At 51.9% G+C, this 26,358-nt stretch carries 26 protein-coding genes; 8 read left to right on the top strand and 18 right to left on the bottom strand.

Going from position 1 to position 26,358, the window contains the following annotated elements; translation table 11 throughout:
• Positions 1 to 23 precede the first annotated feature (23 nt).
• Complete coding sequence (gene ubiD, locus N7268_RS05880; protein WP_260862098.1) at positions 24 to 1,517, bottom strand: 4-hydroxy-3-polyprenylbenzoate decarboxylase; 1,494 nt, start codon at positions 1,515 to 1,517, stop codon at positions 24 to 26.
• Between the two features lie 203 nt (positions 1,518 to 1,720).
• On the opposite strand from ubiD, the gene rfaH reads away from it, so the two are divergent.
• Complete coding sequence (rfaH, locus tag N7268_RS05875) at positions 1,721 to 2,209, top strand: transcription/translation regulatory transformer protein RfaH (protein WP_260862097.1); 489 nt, start codon at positions 1,721 to 1,723, stop codon at positions 2,207 to 2,209.
• A 5-nt stretch (positions 2,210 to 2,214) separates the two neighbouring features.
• On the opposite strand, the gene tatD is transcribed toward rfaH, so the two are convergent.
• From tatD to rmuC, 8 genes are all read right to left on the bottom strand, one after another.
• Positions 2,215 to 2,997 (bottom strand): 3'-5' ssDNA/RNA exonuclease TatD, encoded by a 783-nt coding sequence (tatD, locus tag N7268_RS05870; RefSeq protein ID WP_260862096.1) that lies wholly within the window; start codon positions 2,995 to 2,997, stop codon positions 2,215 to 2,217.
• 41 nt (positions 2,998 to 3,038) lie between these two features.
• Entirely contained in the window at positions 3,039 to 3,830 is a 792-nt protein-coding gene (gene tatC, locus N7268_RS05865; RefSeq protein WP_260862095.1) for a Sec-independent protein translocase subunit TatC, read from the bottom strand.
• A 2-nt stretch (positions 3,831 to 3,832) separates the two neighbouring features.
• The gene (gene tatB / locus N7268_RS05860; RefSeq protein WP_260862094.1) at positions 3,833 to 4,381 is read right to left on the bottom strand and encodes a Sec-independent protein translocase protein TatB; all 549 of its coding nucleotides are present in this window, start codon (positions 4,379 to 4,381) and stop codon (positions 3,833 to 3,835) included.
• A 3-nt stretch (positions 4,382 to 4,384) separates the two neighbouring features.
• Complete coding sequence (gene tatA, locus N7268_RS05855) at positions 4,385 to 4,639, bottom strand: Sec-independent protein translocase subunit TatA (RefSeq protein ID WP_260862093.1); 255 nt, start codon at positions 4,637 to 4,639, stop codon at positions 4,385 to 4,387.
• Positions 4,640 to 4,717: 78 nt separating this feature from the next.
• The gene (ubiB, locus tag N7268_RS05850; protein WP_260862092.1) at positions 4,718 to 6,358 is read right to left on the bottom strand and encodes a ubiquinone biosynthesis regulatory protein kinase UbiB; all 1,641 of its coding nucleotides are present in this window, start codon (positions 6,356 to 6,358) and stop codon (positions 4,718 to 4,720) included.
• Positions 6,355 to 6,960: a ubiquinone biosynthesis protein UbiJ gene (gene ubiJ, locus N7268_RS05845; protein WP_260862091.1), complete on the bottom strand. Its 606-nt coding sequence runs from the start codon at positions 6,958 to 6,960 to the stop codon at positions 6,355 to 6,357. Before ubiJ ends, ubiB begins: the two co-directional genes overlap by 4 nt.
• A gap of 13 nt (positions 6,961 to 6,973) precedes the next feature.
• Positions 6,974 to 7,729: a bifunctional demethylmenaquinone methyltransferase/2-methoxy-6-polyprenyl-1,4-benzoquinol methylase UbiE gene (gene ubiE / locus N7268_RS05840; RefSeq protein WP_045449144.1), complete on the bottom strand. Its 756-nt coding sequence runs from the start codon at positions 7,727 to 7,729 to the stop codon at positions 6,974 to 6,976.
• Between the two features lie 94 nt (positions 7,730 to 7,823).
• The gene (gene rmuC, locus N7268_RS05835) at positions 7,824 to 9,251 is read right to left on the bottom strand and encodes a DNA recombination protein RmuC (RefSeq protein WP_260862090.1); all 1,428 of its coding nucleotides are present in this window, start codon (positions 9,249 to 9,251) and stop codon (positions 7,824 to 7,826) included.
• Positions 9,252 to 9,756: 505 nt separating this feature from the next.
• Here rmuC and N7268_RS05830 point away from each other — a divergent pair.
• Positions 9,757 to 10,194 carry a CZB domain-containing protein gene (locus N7268_RS05830; protein WP_260862089.1) on the top strand — a complete coding sequence of 146 codons (438 nt, stop codon included), beginning with the start codon at positions 9,757 to 9,759 and terminating at the stop codon, positions 10,192 to 10,194.
• Between the two features lie 72 nt (positions 10,195 to 10,266).
• Here the strand turns inward: N7268_RS05830 and udp are convergent, their stop codons facing one another.
• Complete coding sequence (gene udp / locus N7268_RS05825; protein WP_006686084.1) at positions 10,267 to 11,028, bottom strand: uridine phosphorylase; 762 nt, start codon at positions 11,026 to 11,028, stop codon at positions 10,267 to 10,269.
• Positions 11,029 to 11,293: 265 nt separating this feature from the next.
• Here udp and N7268_RS05820 point away from each other — a divergent pair, with 265 nt between their 5' ends.
• The gene (locus N7268_RS05820) at positions 11,294 to 12,118 is read left to right on the top strand and encodes a dienelactone hydrolase family protein (protein ID WP_260862088.1); all 825 of its coding nucleotides are present in this window, start codon (positions 11,294 to 11,296) and stop codon (positions 12,116 to 12,118) included.
• A gap of 51 nt (positions 12,119 to 12,169) precedes the next feature.
• Here N7268_RS05820 and metE read toward each other — a convergent pair whose 3' ends face one another.
• Positions 12,170 to 14,431 (bottom strand): 5-methyltetrahydropteroyltriglutamate--homocysteine S-methyltransferase, encoded by a 2,262-nt coding sequence (gene metE / locus N7268_RS05815; protein ID WP_260862087.1) that lies wholly within the window; start codon positions 14,429 to 14,431, stop codon positions 12,170 to 12,172.
• Between the two features lie 248 nt (positions 14,432 to 14,679).
• On the opposite strand from metE, the gene metR reads away from it, so the two are divergent.
• Positions 14,680 to 15,633, top strand: coding sequence for an HTH-type transcriptional regulator MetR (gene metR / locus N7268_RS05810; protein ID WP_260862086.1), 954 nt, complete (start codon positions 14,680 to 14,682; stop codon positions 15,631 to 15,633).
• Here metR and N7268_RS05805 read toward each other — a convergent pair.
• From N7268_RS05805 to pldB, 3 genes are all read right to left on the bottom strand, one after another.
• Positions 15,521 to 16,420: a carboxylate/amino acid/amine transporter gene (locus N7268_RS05805; protein ID WP_260862085.1), complete on the bottom strand. Its 900-nt coding sequence runs from the start codon at positions 16,418 to 16,420 to the stop codon at positions 15,521 to 15,523. The genes metR and N7268_RS05805 overlap by 113 nt on opposite strands.
• Before the next feature lie 80 nt (positions 16,421 to 16,500).
• Entirely contained in the window at positions 16,501 to 17,301 is an 801-nt protein-coding gene (gene yigL, locus N7268_RS05800) for a sugar/pyridoxal phosphate phosphatase YigL (RefSeq protein ID WP_260862084.1), read from the bottom strand.
• Positions 17,302 to 17,316: 15 nt separating this feature from the next.
• The gene (pldB, locus tag N7268_RS05795; RefSeq protein ID WP_198907386.1) at positions 17,317 to 18,333 is read right to left on the bottom strand and encodes a lysophospholipase L2; all 1,017 of its coding nucleotides are present in this window, start codon (positions 18,331 to 18,333) and stop codon (positions 17,317 to 17,319) included.
• A gap of 110 nt (positions 18,334 to 18,443) precedes the next feature.
• On the opposite strand from pldB, the gene rhtB reads away from it, so the two are divergent.
• Positions 18,444 to 19,064: a homoserine/homoserine lactone efflux protein gene (gene rhtB, locus N7268_RS05790; protein WP_198907387.1), complete on the top strand. Its 621-nt coding sequence runs from the start codon at positions 18,444 to 18,446 to the stop codon at positions 19,062 to 19,064.
• A 162-nt stretch (positions 19,065 to 19,226) separates the two neighbouring features.
• Entirely contained in the window at positions 19,227 to 20,111 is an 885-nt protein-coding gene (locus N7268_RS05785; RefSeq protein ID WP_260862083.1) for an Rpn family recombination-promoting nuclease/putative transposase, read from the top strand.
• A gap of 38 nt (positions 20,112 to 20,149) precedes the next feature.
• On the opposite strand, the gene rhtC is transcribed toward N7268_RS05785, so the two are convergent.
• The 3 genes from rhtC to pldA form a co-directional block, all read right to left on the bottom strand.
• Positions 20,150 to 20,770 (bottom strand): threonine export protein RhtC, encoded by a 621-nt coding sequence (gene rhtC / locus N7268_RS05780; protein WP_198907388.1) that lies wholly within the window; start codon positions 20,768 to 20,770, stop codon positions 20,150 to 20,152.
• 63 nt (positions 20,771 to 20,833) lie between these two features.
• Positions 20,834 to 22,663 (bottom strand): ATP-dependent DNA helicase RecQ, encoded by a 1,830-nt coding sequence (gene recQ, locus N7268_RS05775; protein WP_260862082.1) that lies wholly within the window; start codon positions 22,661 to 22,663, stop codon positions 20,834 to 20,836.
• An 87-nt stretch (positions 22,664 to 22,750) separates the two neighbouring features.
• Positions 22,751 to 23,620, bottom strand: a complete 870-nt coding sequence (gene pldA / locus N7268_RS05770) for a phospholipase A (RefSeq protein ID WP_260862081.1) — start codon at positions 23,618 to 23,620, stop codon at positions 22,751 to 22,753.
• Positions 23,621 to 23,784: 164 nt separating this feature from the next.
• Here pldA and yigI point away from each other — a divergent pair, with 164 nt between their 5' ends.
• Together yigI and rarD are read left to right on the top strand one after the other, a co-directional pair.
• Complete coding sequence (gene yigI, locus N7268_RS05765; RefSeq protein ID WP_260862080.1) at positions 23,785 to 24,252, top strand: acyl-CoA thioesterase YigI; 468 nt, start codon at positions 23,785 to 23,787, stop codon at positions 24,250 to 24,252.
• Between the two features lie 51 nt (positions 24,253 to 24,303).
• Positions 24,304 to 25,197, top strand: a complete 894-nt coding sequence (rarD, locus tag N7268_RS05760; RefSeq protein ID WP_260862079.1) for an EamA family transporter RarD — start codon at positions 24,304 to 24,306, stop codon at positions 25,195 to 25,197.
• A 73-nt stretch (positions 25,198 to 25,270) separates the two neighbouring features.
• Here rarD and corA read toward each other — a convergent pair whose 3' ends face one another.
• The gene (corA, locus tag N7268_RS05755) at positions 25,271 to 26,221 is read right to left on the bottom strand and encodes a magnesium/cobalt transporter CorA (RefSeq protein WP_260862078.1); all 951 of its coding nucleotides are present in this window, start codon (positions 26,219 to 26,221) and stop codon (positions 25,271 to 25,273) included.
• Positions 26,222 to 26,358: the final 137 nt, after the last annotated feature.

Below are 26,358 nucleotides of genomic sequence, written 5' to 3'. Positions count from 1 at the left end.
TCTATAGGCAAAACAATCGCGCCTCAGGCGCTTTTGCCGTCATTAAAGATGGCTAATTCATCCCAAATGGCGTCAATACGCGCCGTCACGTTGGGATCTTTTTTAATCGGGCGTCCCCACTCTCGTTGGGTTTCACCCGGCCATTTATTGGTGGCATCCAGTCCCATTTTTGAACCAAGACCGGAAACCGGCGAGGCAAAGTCCAAGTAATCAATTGGCGTATTCTCGACTAACACCGTATCCCGGGCCGGGTCCATACGGGTCGTAATCGCCCAAATCACATCATTCCAGTCACGTGCGTTAACATCATCATCGCAGACAATAACAAACTTCGTGTACATAAACTGACGCAAAAACGACCAAACGCCCATCATGACGCGTTTGGCATGCCCAGCGTACTGTTTTTTCATTGTTACAACGGCCAGTCGATAAGAGCAGCCTTCCGGCGGCAGGTAAAAATCGACGATTTCCGGGAACTGCTTTTGCAGAATCGGCACGAACACTTCGTTCAGCGCTACGCCCAATACCGCTGGCTCATCGGGCGGACGACCGGTATACGTTGAATGGTAAATCGCGTCTTCACGCTGGGTAATATGCGTGACGGTAAAGACCGGGAAGCTATCCACTTCATTATAGTAACCAGTGTGGTCACCATAAGGACCTTCCGGCGCCATTTCGCCCGGTTCGATATACCCCTCCAGAACAATTTCTGCACTGGCCGGTACTTCGAGATCGTTAGAGATACATTTGACCACTTCGGTCTTAGTTCCGCGCAGCAACCCGGCAAACGCGTATTCAGATAGTGAATCAGGAACGGGAGTTACCGCGCCCAGAATGGTCGCAGGGTCAGCCCCTAATGCCACAGAAATCGGGAAACGCTCGCCAGGATGCGCAGCGCACCACTCCTGATAATCAAGCGCGCCGCCACGATGCGACAACCAGCGCATAATGAGCTTATTTTTTCCAATCAGTTGCTGGCGATAAATGCCCAGATTCTGCCGCTCTTTATGCGGTCCTCGCGTGACGGTGAGTCCCCAGGTAATCAGCGGAGCTGCATCTTCTGGCCAGCAGGTCATTATCGGAATACGGTTTAAATCGACCTCATCGCCTGAAGCGATTTTTTGCTGACAAGGCGCGCCGCGTAGCCGTTTGGTCGGCATATTCAGCACCTGCTTGAACTGCGGCAGCTTATCAAACAGATCGCGGAATCCTTTAGGTGGCTCCGGCTCTTTCAAAAACGCCAACAGTTTACCCACTTCCCGCAGCGCGGAGACATCTTCTTGCCCCATTCCCATTGCCACACGCTTCGGTGTGCCAAACAGGTTACACAGCACTGGCATTGAATAGCCTTTGGGGTTTTCAAACAGCAACGCAGGTCCACCCGCACGCAGGGTGCGATCGGCAATTTCAGTGATTTCCAGATGGGGATCCACCGGAAGCGTAATGCGTTTGAGTTCACCCTGCTGTTCAAGCAGCGTCAGGAAGTCGCGTAAATCGTGATATTTCATGGCGTCCATTGTGGCCTCTTCGTAAGCGCCTCATTATACGGCGTTCATCATTGTGATGCTGTATTTTTGTTAAATTAGCGTGAACTCTGGCGGTACATACAGCCCAGGGATTATATACCCAACAGATTCAGAGTTACTTTCAGGCGGGTATAATTAACTTAGCGCACGGCTTTTGTTATGCTTACGCCAAGAACAAACGGATAAGAGTTACTATGCAATCCTGGTATTTACTGTACTGCAAACGCGGGCAACTTCAGCGTGCCCAGGAACACCTGGAAAGACAGGCGGTGAACTGCCTGACGCCAATGATCACCCTGGAAAAAATGGTGCGCGGTAAACGTACCACAGTCAGTGAGCCACTGTTCCCGAATTACATGTTTGTCGAATTCGACCCGGAAGTGATCCACACCACGACGATCAATGCCACACGTGGCGTCAGCCACTTCGTACGCTTTGGCGCAACCCCGGCGACGGTTCCTTCTGCGGTGATTCACCAGCTTTCCATCTATAAGCCCGAAGGGATTGTTGACCCGGAAACACCTTATCCGGGTGACAGCGTGATTATCACGGAAGGTGCATTTGAGGGACTGAAAGCGATTTTCACCGAACCTGACGGCGAAGCACGCTCCATGCTGCTGCTTAACCTGCTCAATAAAGAAGTCAGACAAAGCGTGAAAAATACCGGCTTTCGTAAAATCTAATCGACTTAGAAGCTCACCTCAAACAACGTTCTCACATTGGCATCAATCGTTGCGGATAGCCATTGTGGATCTTCCCCGCGCCAGTGAGCAATACGCTCAAGAATATGCGGCAGATGTGCAGGCTCATTGCGCCGCGAAGTGGGTTTAGGCAATAAATCGCGGGGGAGTAGATAAGGGGCATCGGTTTCAATCAGGAGCCGTTCCACCGGGATAAAAGGCAGCAGTTCCCGAAGTTCCAGCCCCCGGCGCTCATCGCAGACCCACCCGGTGATCCCAATGTAAAGTCCCCGATCCACGCACTCCTGCATCTCCTGACGCGTACCGGTAAAGCAATGCAACACCGCGCCCGGAAGGCTATCCAGCCAGGGTTCCAGTAGCGTCAAAAACCGATCGTGGGCATCCCGACAGTGCATGAAAACAGGCATCTGCAGCTCAGCGGCAATGCGCAATTGTGCTTCAAAGGCTTTCTCCTGCTCTTGCGGGGTGGAGAAATTACGATTGAAATCCAGACCGCATTCGCCAATCGCAACCACCTCAGACTGGTTTGCCAGCGCCACAATGGCCTCTTCAGTTGAGGATTGCCACTGGCTGCTGTCATGGGGATGAACACCTGCCGTGGACCAGCAATGCGGATATTGCTTCGCCAGCGTTAACGCCTGTTCGCTTTCATGCAGATTTGTCCCCGTCAGAAGCATGCCGTTCACGCCAGCAGCGAAAGCCCGCGCGACCACCTCATCCCGGTCTTTCGAGAATTGCGAACTGGTTAAATTGACGCCAATATCAAACATGCTTCCTCCCATATGACAACCGCCCTGACGGGCGGTTGAATTTATTCTTCGGTTTTCTCGGTGGCTTCGGCTTCTTTTGCATTCTCAGCCTCGTTGTCTTCATCTCGCGTGCGTCGCTTACCCACATAGAAACGAGAGAAGAAAACGCCCACTTCAAACAGGCAGTACATGGGTATTGCCAGTAGCGTTTGCGAAAAGACATCAGGTGGGGTCAACAACATTCCCACGACAAATGCGCCGACGACGACATAAGGACGTTTCTTACGTAAATCATCAGGGGTCGTAATACCCATCCAGCACAGCAGCACAATAGCGACAGGTACCTCAAACGAGACCCCGAACGCCATAAAGAGCGCCATGACGAAGCTAAGATAGCTGGCAATATCTGTCGATACCTGTACGCCCTGCGGAGCCGTATTGGCAAGGAAACCAAACGCCAGCGGGAAGACGACAAAGTAGGCGAACGCCATACCGATATAGAACAGCAGTGAACTTGATACCAGCAACGGCACAACAAGGCGACGTTCATGCTTATACAACGCGGGCGCAATAAAGGCCCACACCTGATACAGAATCACTGGCGCAGACAGGATCAGTGACACCATGAAGGTCAGCTTGATCGGCGTAAAAAACGGCGAGGCCACATCGGTGGCGATCATCGTTGCACCCTGTGGCATCTGCTTGATCAGCGGTGCCGCAACCATGTGGTAAATGTCGTTGGCAAAATAAACCAACGCCAAAAAGATCACGATAACCGCAATAATGCAGTTCAGGAGTCGCTTACGCAGCTCAATAAGATGCGTGATGAGCGGTTGAGTATCTTCTACAGCCATGTTTACGGTTTATCACTCGACGAAGGGGAAGATTCAACAACAGGCGCGGCGGCTTTCTTTTCTGCGTCCATCACCGTTTCGGAAGCGGTTTCCGTCGGTTCTGGGGCCTTAGCACCCGCGGATTGCGGTTTTTGCTGCGGCGCATCAGCCTGCGTTTCAGCGGTGGCAGGGGTCACGCCCTCATGCTGCGCTTCACTCCCTTTCACCACCGGATTATGGATGGTGTGCGCTTCATCGCTCGCTTTCTCAGGTTCGTTAACGCTGTAAGAACGCTTCATCGACTCTGCCGCTTCACGCAGTTCATCCATCGATGCTTTCAGCTCCGGCGTGAGGTTTGTCAGACTCGCTTTTTCAACTTTCTTCAGGCTGTCCTGAAACTCCTGGAGTTTTAGCTCCTGGGTCAGTTCATTCTGAACAGTAGTTGCAAGGGAACGCAACGCGCGAACCCAGCCTGCGACCGTTTTTACCGCTACCGGCAATCGTTGTGGCCCCAGAACGATGAGGCCAATCACGAACACCAATAACAGTTCGCTAAAACCGATATCAAACACGGATTATACCTGCTCTTTATCGTTGCTTTTGGCGTCTTCTTTTTTCACTTCGCCTTGCTTATCGGTGATGGATTTAGCAGTAAAATCAGCATCCTGGCTGGATTTATCTTGCTTGGGTTCATCATCTCCCATCGCCTTTTTGAAGCCTTTAATAGACGCGCCAAGATCGGAACCGATGGAGCCGAGTTTCTTGGTGCCAAATAGCAGTACAACGATGACGGCAATGATCAACAACTGCCAAATACTGATACCACCCATACATGTTCCTCTGTCATAGATGATGAATTAATAAGGCCGTAGTATACGTTACACGACCTGCCTTGGGCGATGAAAAATTCAGCGCATTTTTCGCCAGCCTATCAGCCAGGCAATGACGCCACCCGCCATTAACCAGCCAGGCATCAGCCCCCACTCAGGACGGCTTACCAGCAGGAATGTCCCACTTAGCAGTAGCGTTGCGCCAATACCCAATAAATAACGGGATTGTCCCTGACGTACATGATTTGCATGAAGCTCGCGCGCAATCTTATCAACACTGTGCTGTAAATATTTGCCCTGGCGCAAACTGTCATACACAAGTTCAGGTATTTCTGGCATTTTTTCGACCCAGAACGGTGCTTTTTCTTTAAATGCCCTGACAAGCGCCGGAATACCGACCTGATCTTTAATCCAGGATTCAAGGAATGGTTTGGCCGTTTTCCACAAATCCAATTGCGGATAGAGCTGTCGCCCGACGCCTTCAACATACAGCAGTGTTTTCTGCAGCAGCACCAGTTGAGGCTGGACTTCCATATTAAATCGGCGTGCCGTGTTAAACAGATTCAGCAGCACATGACCAAATGAAATCTCCGCCAGTGGCTTTTCAAATATCGGCTCACATACGGTACGGATAGCGAATTCAAACTCTTCGACGTTGGTATCCGGGGGAACCCACCCAGAATCGACGTGTAGCTCGGCAACCTTGCGGTAATCGCGATTAAAGAACGCAATGAAGTTTTCGGCCAGGTAACGCTTATCTTCTTTATTTAATGAGCCCACAATCCCGCAATCAATACCGATATATTTCGGGTTTTCAGGATGCTCATAGCTGACAAAAATATTGCCAGGGTGCATATCTGCGTGGAAAAAGCTGTCACGGAAGACCTGGGTAAAGAAGACCTGCACACCACGTTCAGCCAACAATTTCATGTTGGTGCCGTTCTTCTCAAGGGTTGCCACATCTGAAACGGGAATGCCGTAAATACGTTCCATCACCATCATGTTCTGACTGCAATAGTCAGAATAGACTTCCGGGATGTACAACATCGGACTGTCTTCAAAATTACGACGCAATTGAATGGCGTTGGCCGCCTCGCGCAGCAAATTCAGCTCATCTATCAGCGTTTTTTCATATTCACGGACCACTTCCGTCGGTCGCAAACGACGACCATCAGGGAGTAACCGGGGAACCCATCGGGCAAGGCGGTAGATCAGTTTTAAATCCGCTTTGATAACCGGCAGAATATCCGGGCGGATAACTTTGATCACCACGTCTTTGCCATTCGATTTCAGTCGTGCGGTATGCACCTGAGCAATGGATGCAGAGGCCAAAGGTTGAATCTCAAAGTCATCAAACCACGCCTCAACGGGTAACCCACCCATGGCTTCTTCGATTTGTTGCTTCGCTCGTTGACCATCAAACGGAGCGACCCGATCCTGCAATAGCGCAAGCTGATCGGCAATATGTGGCGGGAAAAGGTCGCGGCGGGTGGAAAGCATTTGACCAAATTTAATCCACACCGGCCCCAGTTCCTGCAAAGCCAGCCGAAGTCTCTCACCCAGCGGCTTTTCTTTATGTCGGTTGGGCATCCAGAACAATGTGTAACGCCATAACCGAAGCGGCAGCGTAATACGCATTTTGGGGATGAGTTCATCAAGACCGTAGCTTAAAAAAGTGCGAATGATGAAATAAAGGCGCCGTACTTCACCTGGCGTCATTTGGCCTCCAGTTTTTCCAGCCGTTTGGCCAGAGATTCGACCGCGCGCTCAACGGCTGCCGTTTCTTCAGCAAACCATGCCACTTCAAGCGAACCGGGAGCCATACGCCACTCTTCAGTGATCGCTTCGGCAACGTAACGCTGCTGACGTTGCATCGTGTGACACAGAAATTTCGCGCCACCACGCAGTGCTTTGCTGACCCCTTCCGCGACGATATCGCCCGTATAGGGCGCTAACAATTCAGCGGGATCAAACTCTGCCAGGTCGGCCAGCGCCACAAAATTCTGCACCACCTGAATATCGCCCTGTACTTCCAGCTCACCGCTACGAATCAGCGTCGTAAGTTGCTGGCGGTCGCGTAATTTCGGTAACACGCTGGCGTGAGTGATCACGGTACAATCGGCTTCGCCTTCCCATGCCCCCAGCACATCAACCTGGCGCTCACTGAACACCAGCACCAGCGGTGTCGAAAATCCTTTGAGATCTACACGCAGCACCTTACTCTGCAAACGCGTTCGGGCTGATTTCAGCGCGGGTGAACGATACAGAAAGGTGTTGAGCAGATTTTCAACGCCTGCGGTCACTAAGGGTTTTAAAGGCATCCCCGGTCTCCTGTCAGAACTTGTAACCACGATGTAACGCAACAACACCCGCCGTCAGGTTGTAGTAATCAACGCTTTCAAACCCGGCGTCCTGCATCATCGCTTTTAACGTGTCCTGATCGGGATGCATACGGATGGACTCCGCCAGGTAACGGTAACTTTCTGCGTCGTTTGCCACCATCGACCCAATACGCGGCAAGATATGGAAAGAGTATGCGTCATACGCTTTGCTCAGTGGCTCGATAATCGGTTTGGAGAACTCCAGCACCAGTAAGCGTCCACCCGGCTTCAACACGCGATACATGGAACGTAATGCTTTCTCTTTTTCCGTGACGTTACGCAGACCGAACGAAATCGTGATGCAGTCGAAGGTATTGTCAGGGAATGGCAATGCTTCAGCATTTGCCTGCACGTACTCGACGTTACCAATCACACCGATATTGCGCAGCTTTTCGCGACCCATTTTGAGCATGGAGTCATTGATATCCGCCAGAACAACCTGACCGGTCTCACCAACCATGCGAGAAAACTTCGCGGTGAGATCGCCCGTACCGCCGGCTAAATCCAGCACGGTTTGTCCGCGACGTACGCCACTACAATCAATGGTGAAGCGCTTCCACAAACGATGAATGCCAAATGACATTAAGTCATTCATAACGTCATATTTAGACGCCACAGAATGAAAAACGTGGGCCACCATGTCAGCTTTCTGCTCTTTAGCGACGGTCTGAAAGCCAAAGTGCGTCGTTTCTTGTGAATCTTCCACCATCTCAGTGCCTACTCATCAATAAAATGTTCGAGAAGTGTAACAGATTGGGCCAATTTGCCCTACCCTTCTGCCGGGTTCAACTACCCCAAATGGACTAGTTTGATTGTTGCTTTCCCCCCTCATCATTGAGGGTGCTGATATCTTGCTGCGCGTCAGGAACCGATCGTAAACGGTACTCCTCATCCTGTGTCATCGCTTGCTCCACCAGTTCGGGATTCATTTCGCGCTTAATTTCCACACCCAAACCACGGAAAGCTTCTGCCTGCGCCAGGACGTTTCCACGCCCCGAGGAGAGTTTTTTCATCGCCTGTCGGTAGTTATCCTGCGCTTTGTCCAGACTCTGGCCAATCGCTGACATATCATCGATAAACAACCGCATCTTGTCATAAAGTTTGCTGGCTCGGTCTGCGATCTGCTGCGCATTACGGCTCTGGTGCTCATAGCGCCACAGGTTGGCGATCGTGCGTAACGCCACCAGCAGCGTAGTGGGGCTCACCAGCATAATGTTATTTTTGAGTGCTTCGGTAATCAGTTCGGGCTGTCTGTCCAGCGCCAACAGGAACGCAGGCTCAACGGGAATAAACATCAGCACATAATCCAGCGTACGCAATCCAGGAAGCTGCTGATAATCTTTGCGTCCTAACAATCGAATATGGTTACGCACGGAAGCGATATGTTCCTGTAGCGCGCTCTCCCGGGTGTAGTCATCTTCTGCATTAAAATAGCGCTCATAGGCAACCAGCGTCATTTTCGCGTCAATCACCACATCTTTCCCCTGCGGCAATCGGACAATAACATCCGGCTGCATCCGCGAACGCGCGTCATTTTCAATGCTGACCTGGGTTTCATATTCATAGCCTTCACGCAGACCGGAGGCCTCAAGTACGCGCGTAAGCACCACTTCTCCCCAGTTTCCCTGCGTTTTGTTATCGCCTTTCAGCGCCCGCGTCAGGTTCACCGCTTCCTGCGCCATCTGCGCATTGAGTTGCTGAAGGTTGCGAATTTCATGCGCCAGCGTATGCCGCTCCTGTGCCTCTTTACCAAAGCTATCCTGAACCTGACGACGAAAACCGTCCAGTTGTTCACGCAGGGGGGTCAGCAGGCTATTCAGGCTTTGACGGTTTTGCTCATCAACACGGCGGTTGCTGTGTTCGAAAATACGGTTCGCAAGGTTTTCGAACTGTTCACTCAGACGCTGTTCGCTGTTGATCATCTGGCGGATTTTATCTTCCGCGTGCTGCTGCGTTGCTTCAAGACGCGTAGTGACTTCTCGCAGATCTGCTTCCAGAGAGGTGTTAATACTGCGCAAATTGCGCAATTCATTGTTGAGCAGTTCACATTCGTCACGCCAGTGGCCATCTTGCGCGAGCATTTGCTTTGCCGCGCTTAACTCCGCAACAAGATCCTCGCGCTCTGCAAATTGTTCGGCTTTTTGTTGCGCGTGCTGGTAACTTGCAATCAGCCACCCAATTGCAACACCTGCCAGCGCAATAAGCGCGTAAACAATGACTGAGATATCCACCTCACCTCCTGCCTCAACCTATTTTCCACATAAAATAGAATTGTGCTGTATAAATGTCCAGTTTAAAAGACATTCCTGCGAGGTACTGAGCAAAAATGAAGGTCATGACGAATTTGATCTAAAATCAGAGATACCACAAATAATATATATTAATAATATTATTTGTCATATTTCTTCATTCTAACCAATTGGCACAAACAATAGAAGAATAAAACCAATGGATCTGCATCATGTTTTTATAAATATAAATAAAAATTGAGACACCTGAGCAATAAAAAGAATTGAGTAATGTTGCCCGTAGTATGCCATGAAGGTATTATGCATTTACACTTTGTGTGTTTACGCATAATAATTACAAGAATACATTCAAAATAAAAATATAATCTGAGAATTTTATTATTCACAGAAATTAATAATATTATTAAAACTAATATAAGCATATTTTATCATCTTGTCTTTAGACATGGATACTCAACCAACGGATAGAGAGATTACGGAGAATATTATGGAATTTGGTTCATGGATCAAAAAAAGAATAGCGGGTGAAGATATTCCATTAGGTGTTCCTAAAGAAAGACAGAACCTGAACGGACTCATCCTTGAAGAAGCCATTGCCTACCATATTGCCTGGCGTGAAAGATGGTTAACCGCTTTACGTGAACACCGAGGCAGCGAATTCGATGTTTCTCAGGTTTCAAGCGATGCCGTTTGCCAGGTCGGAAAATGGATATATAATGAAGGCGCATCGCTGGCCAAATATCCTGAGTACGACCATTTTCGGGTATTGCATGCTAAATTCCACCAGTGTGCCGGGAAAATTGTCAGCCTGCACCAAAAAGGGCATTTTCTTGATGCTTTTGCAACAGTGAGCGACGAACTCATGCCGTTATCTGAAGAAGTGGGATTATCGCTAGGCGCGTTGCTTGAAGCGTCACAGCGTTAGATGACCGCTTAATTATTCAATAGCAGAGAGCAAAAGGGCCTTTGTCAAAAGGCCCTTTATATTTAGGTTGGATTACAGTAAACGGCGTGCAGCTTCGACGACGATTTTCACCGCATGGCTTTCCGTTTGCTTCATTGTCTCTGCGTTCGGAATCTCTTGCTGAGTGCGGTTGACGATAACGCCTGCAACCATGCCTGCACGCAGGCCCTGGCTTGCGCACATTGTCAGCAGCGTAGCGGATTCCATTTCATAGTTCATCACGCCCATAGACTGCCACTCTTCCATAGATCCTTTGAAACGGCTCACCACGCGACCAGAGAAGGTGTCGTAACGCTCCTGACCTGGGTAGAACGTATCTGAAGAGGCGGTAACGCCAACGTGGGTGGTCGCACCGATAGATTTCGCGGCTTCAACCAGCGCAGTGGTGCATTCGAAGTCCGCAACAGCCGGGAATTCCATGGGTGCAAAATGCAGGCTTGCACCGTCCAGACGCACTGACGCCGTGGTAACCAGTACATCGCCAACATTGATATGCGGCTGAATTGCACCCGTAGTACCGATACGCAGGAAGGTACGAATGCCCAATTGAGCCAGCTCTTCTACTGCAATAGACGTGGACGGGCCGCCGATACCGGTAGAACACACGATCACGGCTTTACCATCCAGTTCAGCACGCCAGGTAGTGAACTCGCGATGAGATGCCAGCTTGACCGGCTTATCCATCAGCGCGGCGATCTTTTCCACACGCTCCGGGTCGCCAGGGACGATAGCGAGCTGGGCCCCTTGTAAATCGTTCTTAGTGAGGCCGAGATGAAAAACATCAGACTTAGACATAAAAACTCCTCTGTGAATCGGTTTTGTCAGAAGAAGCAAAAAGACACTTTACCGAAGGCATAAACATAATTTCGTGACACCCATCACCTTGATGTAAATCAATTGCATTAACTTACCGTCAAAAAGTGACACTCATCACATTAATCATTCGTTATCGCGAAGCCTTGCACAAAAGATAGACCGTTTAGGGCAATGTGGTTCGTTGCATGTGTCTATAGTTAACAATGCGCTGTTTTGCTGAATATTTAAGGGTACGGAGAATACCATGACAACAACACGACAATCTGGCTTTGCACCTGCTGTATCACCACCCGCATCCACCACGGTTCACACCCCGGATAACGAGATTATTGCGGGTGTGACATCAATTCCTTCACAAGGCGACGATATGCCCGCCTATCACGCACGGCCAAAACAGAGCGATGGCCCGTTGCCTGTGGTGATCGTCGTGCAGGAAATATTTGGTCTTCATGAACATATCCGTGATGTTTGCCGTCGACTGGCGCTTGAGGGATATCTGGCTATCGCCCCCGAACTCTATTTTCGCGAGGGCGACCCGAACGACTTTGCCGATATCCCGACGCTGCTGAGCGGACTGGTGGCCAAAGTACCAGACACCCAGGTGCTGGCCGATCTCGACCATGTTGCCAGTTGGGCCTCGCGCAATGGCGGTGATGCACATCGACTGATGATTACCGGTTTTTGTTGGGGTGGACGCATCACGTGGCTGTACGCGGCGCACAATCCACAGCTCAAAGCGGCGGTAGCGTGGTACGGCAAACTGGTTGGTGACAAAACGCTAAACTCCCCCAAACATCCGGTCGATATCGCCACCGATCTGAACGCGCCGGTTTTAGGGTTGTACGGTGCTCAAGACACCAGTATCCCGCAGGACACTGTCGAAACGATGCGTCAGGCATTACGCGCCGCCAATGCCAAAGCGGAAATCGTCGTGTATCCGGACGCCGGGCATGCGTTTAACGCCGATTATCGCCCGAGTTATCACGAAGAATCTGCACAAGACGGCTGGCAGAGAATGCTGGAGTGGTTTGCGCAATATGGAAGTAAAAAGTCACTGCAGGTAGGGTGAAACGAAACCGCCGACCAATAAAAAGCCCGGTGCTAACCGGGCTGACTAAAATTATGCCTGACGCAGGTTCTGCGCGGCTTTGACCATGTTCGCCAACGCAGCACGCGTTTCCGGCCATCCGCGTGTTTTCAGGCCACAGTCCGGGTTCACCCACAGACGCTCTGCCGGAATGCGTTGCTCGGCTTTCTTCAGCAGGGCTTCAATCCACTCAACGCTCGGGACGTTTGGTGAGTGAATGTCATACACGCCCGGTCCGATTTCGTTTGGATAATCAAACTCTTCGAACGATTCCAGTAGCTCCATGTCAGAACGTGAGGTTTCGATGGTGATCACGTCCGCGTCCAGCGCGGCTATCGAATCCATGATGTCGTTGAACTCGCAGTAACACATATGCGTGTGGATCTGGGTTTCGTCCTTCGCCACCGCGGCGTTAATACGGAAGGCTTCCACGCCCCACTCCAGATATGCTGCCCAGTCGCTGCGGCGCAGCGGCAGACCTTCGCGCAGTGCCGGTTCATCGATCTGGATAATCCCAATGCCAGCGGCTTCCAGATCCGCGACTTCATCACGCAGCGCCAGCGCAATCTGTTTTGCGATCGTTTCGCGGGTCACATCTTCACGTGGGAACGACCAGCAGAGAATGGTCACCGGACCGGTCAGCATGCCTTTAACCGGTTTATCGGTCAGCGACTGCGCGTACTTCGCCCATTCAACGGTGATCGCTTCCGGGCGGCTGACGTCGCCAATAACCACCGGTGGCTTCACACAGCGAGAACCGTAGCTCTGTACCCAACCGTTCTGGGTAAAGACGAAACCGTCCAGATGCTCGCCAAAATATTCCACCATGTCGTTACGCTCGGCTTCGCCGTGTACCAGCACATCCAGACCCAGACGTTCCTGTTCAACAATCGCCTGTTTGATATGTTCCGCGATGCCAGTGCGGTAGTTACCGGCATCGAGATTACCTTTTTTGAAGTCCAGACGCAGGCCGCGAATTTCGGTGGTTTGTGGGAATGAACCGATCGTGGTCGTCGGCCATGCCGGCAGATTAAAGCGTGTACGCTGAGCTTCTGCACGAACGGGATAAGCATTGGCACGCTGGCTGTCCTGCGCCGTAATCGCCGCCAGACGCTTTTCAACCGCCGCATTGTGTACACGGGTTGAATGACGACGAGCCTGAATCGGCGCACTCCACTCCACGAGCGTCGCGGTATTACCGCTGTTCAGCGCATCACGCAGCAGCGACAATTCGCCACATTTTTGCAGCGCGAAGGCAAACCAGCTCTTCACTTCAGCATCAAGACGCGTTTCTACGCTCAGGTCGATAGGGCTGTGCAGCAGGGAGCAGGAAGAAGCAACCCATAGATCACGAAGACCGACAATGTCCTTAATTTGTGCATATTTCTCCGTGAGATCGGCACGCCAGACGTTACGACCGTTGATCAGACCGGCTGAAAGCAGCCAGTTTGCTGGCAGACGCTGATGCAACTCAGCCACATCATCTTTCCCGTGAACCAGGTCAACGTGCAGGCCCTGCACCGGCAGCGCGGTAATGGTGTCCAGGTTTGGCGTGACGCCTTCAAAGTAGGTCGTCAGCAGCAGCTTCACCTGCCCCTGGAGTGCATCATAGGCCGGTTGATAAGCGTCCAGCCATTCCTGCGGCAGTTCCAGCACCAGCGCGGGTTCATCAATCTGCACCCACTCAATGCCTCGTTTCGCCAGCGCAGTCAGTACCTGCTGATAAACAGGCAGAATATCGTTTAACAGACTCAGGCGGTCAAACTGCTCCCCTTTCACTTTACCCAGCCACAGGTAAGTCACTGGCCCCAGCAGTACCGGTTTCACCTTGTGACCCAGCGCCAGCGCTTCATCGACTTCATCCAGCAGCTGCGTCCAGGTCAGTTTGAACTGCTGACCTTTAGTGAATTCCGGCACCATATAGTGATAGTTGGTGTTAAACCATTTGGTCATTTCTGCCGCCGCCGCCGGCTCTCCGGTCGGTGCGCTGCCACGCCCAATGCGGAACAGAGTGTCGATATCTACCGATCCATCGTTGTTCTGATGACGAGCCGGAACGTTACCCAACAGCAGGCTGGTGGTCAGAACATGGTCGTACCAGGCGAAATCGCCCACGGGTAACAGGTCGATGCCCGCTTGCTTTTGCTGATCCCAGTGACGGGCACGCAACTCGCGACCTGTCGCCAGCAGTTCTTCACGGGAGGCATTACCTGCCCAGTAACTTTCTTGCGCTTTTTTCAACTCGCGACGCAGGCCAACGCGAGGGAAACCGAGGGTGTGATTCAATATTGTCATTTTTCTTCCTCTCCTATTTTATTGAATCTGAAGCAAAAACTCTAAATAGTTCGGCTTGCAGGAAGGCGGCGACACAGCGCATCCCCAGGAGCTTACTGACGTAAGTGACTGGGGTAAGCGAGGAAGCCAACGCATCTGCAAGTCGAAATATGACGAGTTTTGGACGTCCAGATGTTTACACATCCATATTTGCCAGTTACTGTATATTCCTCAAGCGCAATTTGTTCATGCCGAAGTGAAGGACTTTCATGATCGAGATTAAACACCTGAAAACGCTGCAAGCGTTGCGGAATAGTGGTTCGCTGGCAGCGGCGGCTGCCACGCTACACCAGACGCAGTCCGCCCTTTCTCACCAGTTCAGCGATCTGGAGCAGCGACTCGGCTTTCGATTATTCGTTCGTAAAAGCCAACCCTTGCGCTTTACCCCGCAGGGCGAAATTCTGCTTCAGCTGGCCAATCAGGTGTTGCCGCAGATTGGCCGTGCGCTTCAGGCATGCAACGAACCGCAGCAAACCCGGTTACGCATTGCTATCGAATGCCATAGCTGCATTCAATGGCTGACCCCCGCGCTGGAGAATTTCCGCGCCAATTGGCCACAGGTGGAGATGGATTTTAAATCCGGCGTGACGTTCGATCCGCAGCCTGCTCTACAGCAGGATGAGTTGGATCTGGTGTTAACCTCCGACATTCTTCCGCGCAGCGGCCTGCACTATTCGCCGATGTTCGATTTTGAAGTCCGCCTGGTCCTGGCGCCCGATCATCCGCTGGCCAGCAAAACGCAGATAACGCCGGAAGATTTGGCCAGCGAAACGCTGCTCATTTATCCGGTACAGCGCAGTCGGCTGGATGTCTGGCGACATTTCCTGCAACCTGCAGGCGTTAGCCCGTCGTTGAAAAGCGTAGATAACACGCTGCTATTGATTCAGATGGTTGCCGCCAGAATGGGTATTGCCGCCCTGCCGCATTGGGTCGTGGAGAGTTTTGAGCGCCAGGGTCTGGTCGTCACCAAGACCCTGGGAGAAGGATTATGGAGCCGATTGTACGCGGCCGTGCGCGACGGCGAGCAACGTCAGTCGGTCACAGAAGCGTTTATTCGCTCAGCGCGGAACCACGCCTGCGATCACCTGCCATTTGTGCGGAGTGCGGAGCGACCCACTTTCGATGCACCCACAGTGAGGCCACTATCACAGCCGCGCCAATGATGAAGCTTGGCCAGTGAGGCTGTTGATGCCAGATAGCCAGGTTAACCAACAGTCCCGCAGGCACATGCATATTGTTCATGATGCCCAGCGTGCCCGCGTCCACCTGTGTCGCGCCGTAGTTCCACATAAAGTAACCAATGCCGGATGCTGCCACGCCAAGAAACACCAGGATACTCCACTGTAGCGTGGTTTCCGGCATTTTTTGCGCGTTCCCCAGCATGAACCAGGCAACAATCGCCACCAGCAACGCCCCCATATAGAACCAGGCAAATGCGTTGTGTTGCGGCATCGGGCGCGTTTCCATCAGGCGTTTGTACCCCACCATGCCGATAGCAAAGCTAAGGTTGGAAAGCTGCACCAGCAGCAGACCGGTCCAAAAATGGCTGGTCACCTGATCGTAACGAATAATCCCTGCGCCAATCACCGCCAGCAGTGCGCTGAAAGCGTAGCTCCAGCGTAAACGGCGTCGGCTCATCAGGTCATAAATCAGCGTAATGTAGAGCGGAGTCAGGACGGTAAATAACAGCAGTTCTGAGACTGTCAGGTAGAGATAGGCACGGAAACTCAGCATATACATGATGCCAAGCTGCATGGCTCCCACCAGCATATACAGACCGATTGTTTTTACGCTGTGTCCACGGGTACGCAGAAACGGTAAAAATACCAGCGCCGCCAGCCCAACACGAACCAGCACCGCAAAATAGCTATCGACATGACCAGCAAGGTACTCGCCAAACAGGCTAAAAGAAAAGGCCCACAGAATTGTGGTAATGATGAGTAACGCCACAATGGATGTCTCTTAACAGAAGGTACACCCATTGTAGCGAAGATTGCAGTTGACAACTGGTCAACTAATAGACAACGGCATTACTGTAAAAAAAGCTCACGCAAATAGTGCGGCACAGCATCGTCAGCGTTGAGACCGATCACGTCCAGTTCCGGGTGCAGATCTTTCAGACGCTGGTGCGCATTGCCCATGATGCATCCCTTTCCTGCCATAGAGAGCATTTCGGCGTCGTTCATACCGTCGCCGAAAGCAATGCAGTCCTGCAGGCTATACCCCATCGCCTTCGCCACCGCTTCCAGCGCATGACCTTTCGACACGCCGCCAGCCATCACTTCCAGGCAGGTGAGCGTCGAAAAGCTGACGTTGACGCGATCGCCCCAGCGAGCATTAATCGCCTGCTCCAGCGGCAATAACCTTTCGTGGGAATCCGTGGTGAAAAAGACCTTGCTGACGCCTTCCGGCTCCAGTAACGCAGGTTCAAACAATGCGTAGTTAAACACGGCCTCTTTGAAAAAACGCATTTCATCCGGGCGATGGCGATTCATAAACCACTCATCATCGCGATAAACGTTCGTCACGATATCCGGGTTCGCATTCACCACGCCAAACAAGTCGCTGGCAATGTCACGATCCAGATTATGCGAAAACACCAGATTTCCGTCAGGATCATGCACGCGCGCGCCATTAGACGTGATCATGTAGGATTTAATGCCGAGGTTATCGCGAATTTGCCCCACATCAACATGATGACGACCGGTCGCAAACACGAAGTTGACGCCGCGGGCAGTCAACAGCTTCAGTGTCTCTTTGGCATAAGGGGACAGGGTATGGTCGGGAGAAAGCAGCGTACCGTCTAAATCAGACGCAACAACCTGATACATAAGAAAATTAAACCTCTAAGCAAAGCGGTTTCCGCTGGGTGAGTTATGCCTGTCGAAAAATTCAACAATGGCGTTAAGCGCGACTGAGCGCATTGCGTCCTTTTCAAAAAGGATCTCATGGTACGCGCCTTTTATGACAAGCGGCTGACCTCCTTCTACGGGATGGCCAGCTGCGGCGCGGAGTTCACAAAAACGATCGTGCATACGGTTATCCACCACACGTTCTTCTTCGGCCTGAATCAACAGTGTGGGGGTTGCGTCATCTCCGGCGCCTGCCAGAACCTGCTCACCAGCCTGAATACCTTCACGCACCCAGTGATAGGTCGGGCCGCCAACACGTAGCTGCGGCTCATCGGCATAGAAGCGCAAATTACGCCGGTAGCGCTGACGACTATGGGTTAATGCATTCATCCCGAAAGGCAATGCCCGCCAGCGACCTGTTCCCATCGCATAGCCTTCACGAATGCGCGGATGCCCTTCAGCCCAGTCAAGGATATGACGCACCATCCAGTCGGGAAAGCGCATCACAATCCCAAACATCGGCGCACAGAGCGCGATGGCATCACACTGATTAGGATGACGCTGCAGGAAAAGCGTGGCAATCGCGCCACCCATGGAATGCGCCAATATGTAGCGTTTTCGCCACGGGCCTGGCTGAACTTCCTGCTGCCAGAAAGCCGTCAAATCATCGACATAGTCATTAAAATTATCGACATGACCGCGATGCGGATCCGGCAACATCCGTCCGGAACGCCCTTGTCCACGGTGATCGATGATGAGGACATCAAAACCAGAATAAAACAGGTCATATGCCAGTTCAGCATACTTCACGTAGCTTTCAATTCGTCCCGGGCAGATGACGATGACACGATCATTTTTTTCTGCCCGAAAGCGGACGAAACGGACAGGGACGTTATCTACGCCGATGAACTCCGCTTCTTCCCGCTGACGCCAAAAATCTGTCAGTGGCCCCATGGAAAAAGCGGCAAACGCGTTTTCTCTTGTTTCCCAGTCTTTTTGCTGCTGAAACATCGGGTATCCAGCCTCGCTGACCAAGTAAAATCGTTTTTTTTGCCGTGTCTGATACAACGCAGCGACAGTAGCGTATTGTGGCATAAAAATAGACAATTCGGGAGTTTCTCATGACCTTTGAATGGTGGTTCGCTTACCTGCTGACCTCTATTATTTTGAGCTTGTCTCCTGGCTCTGGCGCAATCAACACCATGACAACCGCCATCAGCCACGGCTATCGGGGAGCCTGCGCGTCGATCGCCGGTTTACAGACCGGACTGGGTATTCATATCGTGCTGGTTGGCGTTGGACTGGGAACGTTATTCTCACGGTCAGTGATCGCGTTTGAGGTGTTGAAGTGGGCAGGAGCGGCCTATCTGATTTGGTTAGGGATCCAGCAATGGCGCGCCGCAGGCGCTATCGACCTGAACACCCTGGCGAATGCACAATCACGCAGCCGCCTGTTCAAACGAGCAGTGTTTGTTAACCTGACCAATCCGAAGAGCATTGTTTTTCTCGCTGCCCTGTTCCCGCAGTTCATCATGCCGCAGGAACCACAGGTGATGCAGTATGTGGTGCTTGGCGTCACCACTATCGTGGTCGATATTATTGTGATGATCGGTTATGCGACGCTGGCCACGCGCATTGCAGGCTGGATTAAAGGGCCAAAGCAGATGAAGGCGCTAAACAAAGTGTTTGGTTCGCTATTTATGCTGATCGGCGCCTTGCTGGCATCAGCACGGCATGCCTGACAAATGGAACGATGCTCGCAATGGAATGCGAACTGTCAGAGCCGCTGAACAAGGTTTTTCGGGCACCGCCGCAAAGGGAGAGAAACCTTTTACTCTGAGCTGTTAGGCATTAACAGCTCATGCCAGAATTCAGCCACATTCACCTTTCACGGATGATGAACGATGGCGGAAGCAACAACACCCCATGATGCTGTATTTAAGTCCTTCCTCTCTCGCGTGGAAACCGCGCGGGATTTTATCGAAATTCATCTTCCGCCCTCATTACTCAAAATTTGCAAACTGGAAACACTGCATCTGGAATCAGGGAGCTTTGTGGAGGACGATCTGCGCCCCTATTTCAGCGACATTCTCTATTCACTGGAAACTACCAGCGGCCATGGTTACGTACATGTGCTAATTGAGCACCAAAGCTCACCGGACAAGCATATGTCGTTTCGATTGATGCGCTATGCTATCGCAGCCATGCAACGTCATCTTGAGGCAGGAAACGATACCCTGCCACTGGTTATTCCTGTGCTCTTTTACCACGGAAAGCAAAGCCCCTGGCAAGGCTCAATGAACTGGCTGGATCACTTTGAAGATCCGGGTACCGCAGGCCAGCTTTACAGCTCACCTTTTCCACTCGTAGATGTCACGATCATCCCCGACGATGAGATCATGCAGCATCGCAGTATGGCGGCGCTGACATTAGTACAAAAGCATATTCGCCAGCGCGATATGGCGCAGCTGTTGGATAAACTTACCCGCCTGTTTATGCTGAATAAGATGAGCGGACAACAATTAACCGTGTTGGTAAACTACATGGTGCAAGCAGGGAATACACAAGATGTTCAGACATTATTGTATAAGCTGGCACAACGTGTGCCGCAGCATGGAGACAAACTGATGACAATGGCGGATCAGCTAAAGCAAATAGGCCGCGAAGAAGGAAGGCGCATCGCCCTAACTGATGTAGCAAAAGCGATGCTCAAACGGGGTCTTGATACCGACGCAATTATGGAAATGACCGGCCTTTCGAAGGACGAATTACAGAAACTTGCGCAATAAACCGTACTCCGCCTGGGACGACCAGGCGGGTAACAAAATTAGCGTGAAATAATCAGGTGAATACCGAAGCCCGCGAACAGCGCGCCGGCAAAACCATCAATCCACTTCGCCAGACGCTGATAGCCACGACGCATTTTCGGGAGCGCAAACAGGCTGGCCACTACGGTAAACCAGGCCAGCGTTTCCACGATAATCAGGGCAAAGATACCCCAGCGCGCACCCGTGCCTACGCTATCGCCGACAAACAGCGAGAAGACGGAGCCGAAATAAATAATCGCTTTCGGATTCGCCAGGTTGGTCAACAAGCCTTTGATAAAGCTGCGTCCACTCTGGGCCAGCTCAACCTGAGGAGCGGGTGCGGCAACGGCCTGCTTTTTAAACGCACCGCGCAGCATCTGGTAACCCATCCAGCACAGATACAGACCCCCGCCCACCATAATGATAGTGTGCAACCAGGCCATTTTTTCGATGATCAGATGCAGGCCGAGCAGTGCCACTCCTGCCCATACCATGACGCCACAGGTAATACCCAGCACGCCCATCATCGCTTCTTTGCGCGAACGACTCACGGCCGTTTGAGAGACAAAGAAAAAATCGGGACCAGGGCTCATCAGCGCAACAATGTGCACCAATGCGACGGTGAAAAATAGCGTTAACATAAAAATGACTCGCGGGGGAATAGTTCAGTGAGTCACCATCCTGGCACTTTTTTGCCTGGCTGACTACTCTTCGTCGTCACCATCAACGTGCGCACGAATAAGCGCCATAAACTCTTTACCGAAACGCTCAAGTTTTCGCATGCCCACACCGTTAACGCTCAGCATTTCGCTCGGCGATACCGGCATCTGTTCGGCCATTTCAATCAGCGTGGCGTCGTTGAAGACCACATACGGTGGGATGTTCTCTTCATCTGCAATGGCTTTACGCAGTTTACGTAATTTGGAAAACAGCTTGCGGTCGTAGTTGCCACCAAAGGATTTTTGCATCACGCGCGGTTTCAGCGCCACAATTCGTGGAACGGCAAGCTGCAATGGAACATCGCCGCGCAGTACCGGACGTGCGGCTTCGGTAAGCTGTAACGCGGAGTGGTGGGCGATATTCTGCGTCACCAACCCGAGGTGGATAAGCTGGCGGATCACGCTCACCCAATGTTCGTGGCTCTGATCCCGACCAATACCGTAAACCGGCAATTTGTCATGAGCCAGTTCACGGATACGCTGATTATTCGCCCCACGCAGTACTTCGACGACATAGCCCATCCCAAAGCGCTGGTTTACGCGGTATATCGTTGATAGCGCTTTACGCGCATCCATTAAACCGTCGTACTGTTTTGGCGGGTCGAGACAAATATCGCAGTTACCGCATGGCTCCTGGCGCCCCTCGCCAAAATAATTCAGCAGCACCAGGCGACGGCAGGTTTGCGCCTCGGCGAACGCCCCCATCGCGTTGAGTTTATGTCGCTCAATATCCAGCAGTTGTCCGGCCGGTTTTTCTTCAAGGCAACGGCGTAGCCACGCCATATCTGCCGGATCGTAAAACAGCATCGCTTCCGCAGGCAGGCCGTCACGCCCGGCGCGACCGGTTTCCTGATAGTAAGATTCAATGTTGCGCGGGATATCGAAATGCACCACGAAGCGCACGTTGGGCTTGTTGATCCCCATGCCAAACGCCACCGTCGCTACGACGATTTGCAGGTCGTCGCGCTGAAATTTTTCCTGCACTTCGGCGCGGACGCTGTTTTCCAGCCCCGCATGATAAGCCCCCGCACTGATTCCACGGCTTTGCAGACGCGCCGCGGTATCTTCAACCTTCGCACGACTATTACAGTAAATAATGCCGGACTTACCGCGCTGTTCTTGCACATAGCGCATAAGCTGATCGAGCGGTTTAAACTTCTCCATCAGCATGTAGCGAATATTCGGACGGTCAAAACTGCTGATCTGGATTAATGGGTCGTTGAGGCCAAGCAGACGAACAATATCCAGTCGGGTTGTATCATCAGCCGTGGCGGTCAGCGCCACAAAGGGCAGAGTAGGAAAACGCTGACGTAACTGACCCAGTGCGGCATATTCCGGGCGGAAATCATGCCCCCACTGGGAAATACAGTGCGCTTCATCAACGGCCAGCAGCACCGGATTCCAGTGCGCCAGATGTTCAAGGAAGTTGTCCAGCATCAGACGCTCGGGCGCAATATACAACAAGCGAATGTGTCCGCTCCGGCAACTGGCCATTACCTCAAGTTGCTGCTCGCGGCTCTGGGTAGAGTTCAGGCACGCCGCCGCCACGCCGTTTGCCAGCAACTGATCGACCTGGTCTTTCATCAATGAGATCAGCGGCGAAACGACAACGGTTAGCCCGTTCAGCAATAATGCGGGGATTTGATAGCAGAGGGATTTACCCCCACCGGTCGGCATAACGACCAGGCAGTCGCGGCCAGAGAGCACGGTGTCGATGATTTCTTCCTGACCCGGGCGAAACTGTTGGTAGCCAAAGGTTTCCTGCAAAACCTGTTTAGCGCCCATTTCCAGATTCAACACTTCCGCCTGCGCCACATTAACCCCATTCGCTATCAATAAAAACAGGCGCTATTTTCAGCGCCTGAGAGAGAAACTGCAATGTTTAAAATGCTCTCACATCCGTCAGAAGATATCGTTGAGCATCACACCCACACCCACACGCGTCTGATTAAAATTGTAATCAATCAGCGATTCGCCATAGCCGCTATAGACCTGAGTGTACAAACGAACATGTTTCGTGATGGGATAACTGACGCCGAGCTCTGCGCCGCCGTAGCCAGTATTCCAGTTATACTGACCTTTCGCGCTCAATACAGCATCACCCAGGTGATAACCGATTTTGAGCTGATAGTACCCCATGTATTTGGTGATATCGGGATTATCGTCAGTGCTGCCAATGACATACCACGGTTTCACTTCCACCAGCCAGTTACCGTTCTCCGCCATCAGACGCGTATAGAGGCGGTTCCAGCTACGCGAGGTAGGATCGGAGCGACCGTTGGAGTCATGGTTATACCCCATTTCAACATCGCGCAGCGTCCAGCCTGCAAAACGGTAGTCCGTGGCAAAACCGAGGAACAACTGGGGCTCGTAGTTCGTCTCGCGAAACGGCGAGGACTCTTCACTATTGGAAAGCTGCCACCAGGATTTCTGGGTATAGGAACCGCCGAGCACAGAGTTCGGGCCTAAAATCCCGCGCCAGAGCGGAAACGCCAGGCTCAGTTGAAACTTAACCTCATCTTTACGCGCATTATCGGACCAGCTATAGCTGCTGATGGCCTCTTTGTTCATGTCGCTGGTATTGGTGTAGATGAGATAGTTGGTGTCGTAAGGGTAAAGCGTGAAAGGGTTGTCATGTTCTTGCAGCATATTGGCGATAATACTGCCACGAACCGCTGGTGCATCATGAATCTCTTTCACTGTCGCTTCCTGCGCATACGCGGTCAACGGCAGCATGACTGCTGGTAGTAACCAACCCAGAATCGCCCGCATCGGTACTGTTCTCCTGAACTAAATATTGATGAATTGTATGATTATCTAGCAGGTATTCTACATACTTAGCTGGTTCCTCGTTAGTTATCCCGTCTTAAAGTAGAAAACAACAAATAATAAGCATAATATCAACATTTCATTAACCAATAAGGTGTCGGGATCGTATGTCTGCTGTACTTACTGCTGAGGAAGCGCTGAAATTAGTGGGTGAAATGTTCGTCTACCATATGCCGTTTAATCGGGCGCTGGGGCTGGAGCTGGAGCGCTATGAAAAAGAGTTTGCTCAATTAGCTTTTAATAACCAACCGATGATGGTCGGCAACTGGGCACAAAGCATTTTGCATGGTGGGGTGATCGCCTCAGCGCTGGATGTGGCTGCCGGACTGGTCTGCGTGGGCAGCACCCTGACCCGCCACGAGACCATCAGCGAAGAGGAACTGCGTCAGCGGATGTCGCGTATGGGGACAATCGATCTCCGTGTTGATTACCTGCGTCCAGGCAGAGGTAATCGCTTTACAGCCACCAGCAGTCTGCTACGGGCGGGCAATAAAGTTGCTGTCGCACGCGTGGAGCTGCATAACGAAGATCAACTGTATATTGCCAGTGCTACCGCCACTTATATGGTGGGGTAAGCGCCTGAAAACAGGTACACTGCTGTTACATTTCTGCAATGAGTTTTCCCGATGGATGCTAAGCAAACGCGGCAGGGCGTGTTACTCGCTCTTGCTGCCTATTTTATTTGGGGCATCGCACCCGCGTACTTCAAGCTGATTTATTATGTTCCCGCAGACGAGATCCTGACGCACCGGGTTATCTGGTCGTTTTTCTTTATGGTGGTGTTGATGAGCGTCAGCCGCCAGTGGTCGGGAGTCAAAACGCTGCTGCAAACGCCGAAAAAGATTTTCCTGCTGGCGCTCTCAGCGGTGTTGATTGGGGGTAACTGGCTGTTGTTCATCTGGGCAGTCAATAACCATCATATGCTGGAAGCGAGTCTGGGGTACTTTATTAACCCGCTGGTGAACATCGTACTGGGGATGATTTTCCTCGGCGAGCGGTTTCGCCGGATGCAGTGGTTGGCCGTGCTTTTAGCCGCCTGCGGCGTTCTGGTGCAACTGTGGACGTTCGGCTCACTTCCCATCATTGCGTTGGGACTGGCCTTCAGCTTTGCCTTTTATGGCCTGGTTCGCAAGAAAATTGCCGTCGAAGCGCAAACCGGCATGCTGATCGAAACACTGTGGCTCTTGCCCGTTGCGGCAATCTATCTGTTTGGTATCGCTGATAGCCCAACCAGCCATATGGGACAGAACCCACTGTCGCTCAATTTGCTGCTGATTGCGGCAGGTGTCGTGACCACTATTCCACTGCTGTGTTTTACCGGTGCGGCGACACGTTTGCGTCTGTCCACGCTGGGTTTTTTCCAGTATATCGGCCCAACGCTGATGTTCCTGCTGGCCGTCACGTTCTACGGTGAAATTCCGGGGGCGGATAAAATGGTTACGTTCGCCTTTATCTGGGTGGCGTTGGCTATTTTTGTGGCGGATGCGATTTATACGCAGAGGAAAGGGCGTCGCGGGTAGTAAACTGCCGGATGGCGCTGCGCTTATCCGGCCTACCGATGTTGTATTAACGTAGGCCGGATAAGGTAAAACATTACAGCCAGTTCTTGCGCTTGAAGTACAGATACGGCGCCAGACCTGCGAGGATCATAAAGATAATCGCACCAGGATAACCAAAGCTCCACCTCAGTTCAGGCATGAATTCAAAGTTCATACCATAGCTGGATGCGACCAGCGTTGGCGGCAGGAAGACTACGGATACCACCGAGAAGATCTTGATGATGCGGTTCTGCTCGATGTTGATAAAGCCCATCGCCGCCTGCATCAGGAAGTTAACCTTCTGGAACAGGGATTCGTTGTGCGGCAGCAGAGATTCGATATCGCGCAGGATCTCACGCGCCTGCTCCAGTTGACCGCCTGGTAGACGCGCCTTACGCACCAGGAAGTTCAGCGCACGCTGGGTATCCATCAGACACAGGCGAACTTTCCAGCCGATATCTTCCAGTTCTGCCAGCGTAGAAAGCGCTTCGTCATACTCATCGCCCTGACGCCCTTCCATAATCACGCGGCTGAGTTTTTCCAGGTCGCTGTAGATGTTTTCTATTTCATCCGCCAGCTGTTCAATTTTGGTTTCGAACAGATCGAGCAGCAGCTCGTAAGCATTACCATCCACCATCGCCTGGCTACGCGCACGCATGCGGTACAGGCGAAATGCAGGCAGCTCGCGCTCGCGCAGGGTAAACAGGCGCCCTTCGCGAATGGTGAATGCGACGGTGGAGTTACCTGCGTGATCGTCCGCATCTTCATAAAAGAAGAAGGAGTGAATGTGCAGACCATCTTCGTCTTCAAAAAAACGTGCGGATGCTTCGATATCTTCCAGTTCGGGGCGCGTGGCCAGGTTCTGGCCCAAATCCTTTTGCACACGGTTTCGTTCATCGTCATCAGGCTCGACTAAATCGACCCAAACCGAACTGGCCAGGTGCTCGATTTCGTCCGCTTCCAGACGCGTTAAACGATTGTTTTCCAGTTGAAATGCGCTCAGCATGACCGGGACTCCCAATGCAAAAAATTATCGGACAGTTCGGTGGGCACACAGAAACAAATTGGGTTTCAGACCATTAAACAGCCTGACTCAGCGCGACGGGAAAAAACAGAAGGTCGCTGACAACCGCGAAGGCTATC

It is taken from the genome of Citrobacter sp. Marseille-Q6884 (genome assembly GCF_945906775.1).
Classification (GTDB): domain Bacteria; phylum Pseudomonadota; class Gammaproteobacteria; order Enterobacterales; family Enterobacteriaceae; genus Citrobacter.
The sequence above is the reverse complement of the archived record's forward strand: the minus strand, read 5'-3'. Positions and strand labels throughout refer to the sequence as shown.

Excerpts from the sequence above, each read along its gene's own strand:
- ubiD (WP_260862098.1), bottom strand. The coding sequence starts at position 1,517 with ATGGACGCCATGAAATATCACGATTTACGCGACTTCCTGACGCTGCTT.
- rfaH (WP_260862097.1), top strand. The coding sequence starts at position 1,721 with ATGCAATCCTGGTATTTACTGTACTGCAAACGCGGGCAACTTCAGCGT.
- tatD (WP_260862096.1), bottom strand. The coding sequence starts at position 2,997 with ATGTTTGATATTGGCGTCAATTTAACCAGTTCGCAATTCTCGAAAGAC.
- tatC (WP_260862095.1), bottom strand. The coding sequence starts at position 3,830 with ATGGCTGTAGAAGATACTCAACCGCTCATCACGCATCTTATTGAGCTG.
- tatA (WP_260862093.1), bottom strand. The coding sequence starts at position 4,639 with ATGGGTGGTATCAGTATTTGGCAGTTGTTGATCATTGCCGTCATCGTT.
- ubiB (WP_260862092.1), bottom strand. The coding sequence starts at position 6,358 with ATGACGCCAGGTGAAGTACGGCGCCTTTATTTCATCATTCGCACTTTT.
- ubiJ (WP_260862091.1), bottom strand. The coding sequence starts at position 6,960 with ATGCCTTTAAAACCCTTAGTGACCGCAGGCGTTGAAAATCTGCTCAAC.
- ubiE (WP_045449144.1), bottom strand. The coding sequence starts at position 7,729 with ATGGTGGAAGATTCACAAGAAACGACGCACTTTGGCTTTCAGACCGTC.
- N7268_RS05830 (WP_260862089.1), top strand. The coding sequence starts at position 9,757 with ATGGAATTTGGTTCATGGATCAAAAAAAGAATAGCGGGTGAAGATATT.
- udp (WP_006686084.1), bottom strand. The coding sequence starts at position 11,028 with ATGTCTAAGTCTGATGTTTTTCATCTCGGCCTCACTAAGAACGATTTA.
- N7268_RS05820 (WP_260862088.1), top strand. The coding sequence starts at position 11,294 with ATGACAACAACACGACAATCTGGCTTTGCACCTGCTGTATCACCACCC.
- metE (WP_260862087.1), bottom strand. The coding sequence starts at position 14,431 with ATGACAATATTGAATCACACCCTCGGTTTCCCTCGCGTTGGCCTGCGT.
- metR (WP_260862086.1), top strand. The coding sequence starts at position 14,680 with ATGATCGAGATTAAACACCTGAAAACGCTGCAAGCGTTGCGGAATAGT.
- yigL (WP_260862084.1), bottom strand. The coding sequence starts at position 17,301 with ATGTATCAGGTTGTTGCGTCTGATTTAGACGGTACGCTGCTTTCTCCC.
- pldB (WP_198907386.1), bottom strand. The coding sequence starts at position 18,333 with ATGTTTCAGCAGCAAAAAGACTGGGAAACAAGAGAAAACGCGTTTGCC.
- rhtB (WP_198907387.1), top strand. The coding sequence starts at position 18,444 with ATGACCTTTGAATGGTGGTTCGCTTACCTGCTGACCTCTATTATTTTG.
- N7268_RS05785 (WP_260862083.1), top strand. The coding sequence starts at position 19,227 with ATGGCGGAAGCAACAACACCCCATGATGCTGTATTTAAGTCCTTCCTC.
- rhtC (WP_198907388.1), bottom strand. The coding sequence starts at position 20,770 with ATGTTAACGCTATTTTTCACCGTCGCATTGGTGCACATTGTTGCGCTG.
- pldA (WP_260862081.1), bottom strand. The coding sequence starts at position 23,620 with ATGCGGGCGATTCTGGGTTGGTTACTACCAGCAGTCATGCTGCCGTTG.
- yigI (WP_260862080.1), top strand. The coding sequence starts at position 23,785 with ATGTCTGCTGTACTTACTGCTGAGGAAGCGCTGAAATTAGTGGGTGAA.
- rarD (WP_260862079.1), top strand. The coding sequence starts at position 24,304 with ATGGATGCTAAGCAAACGCGGCAGGGCGTGTTACTCGCTCTTGCTGCC.
- corA (WP_260862078.1), bottom strand. The coding sequence starts at position 26,221 with ATGCTGAGCGCATTTCAACTGGAAAACAATCGTTTAACGCGTCTGGAA.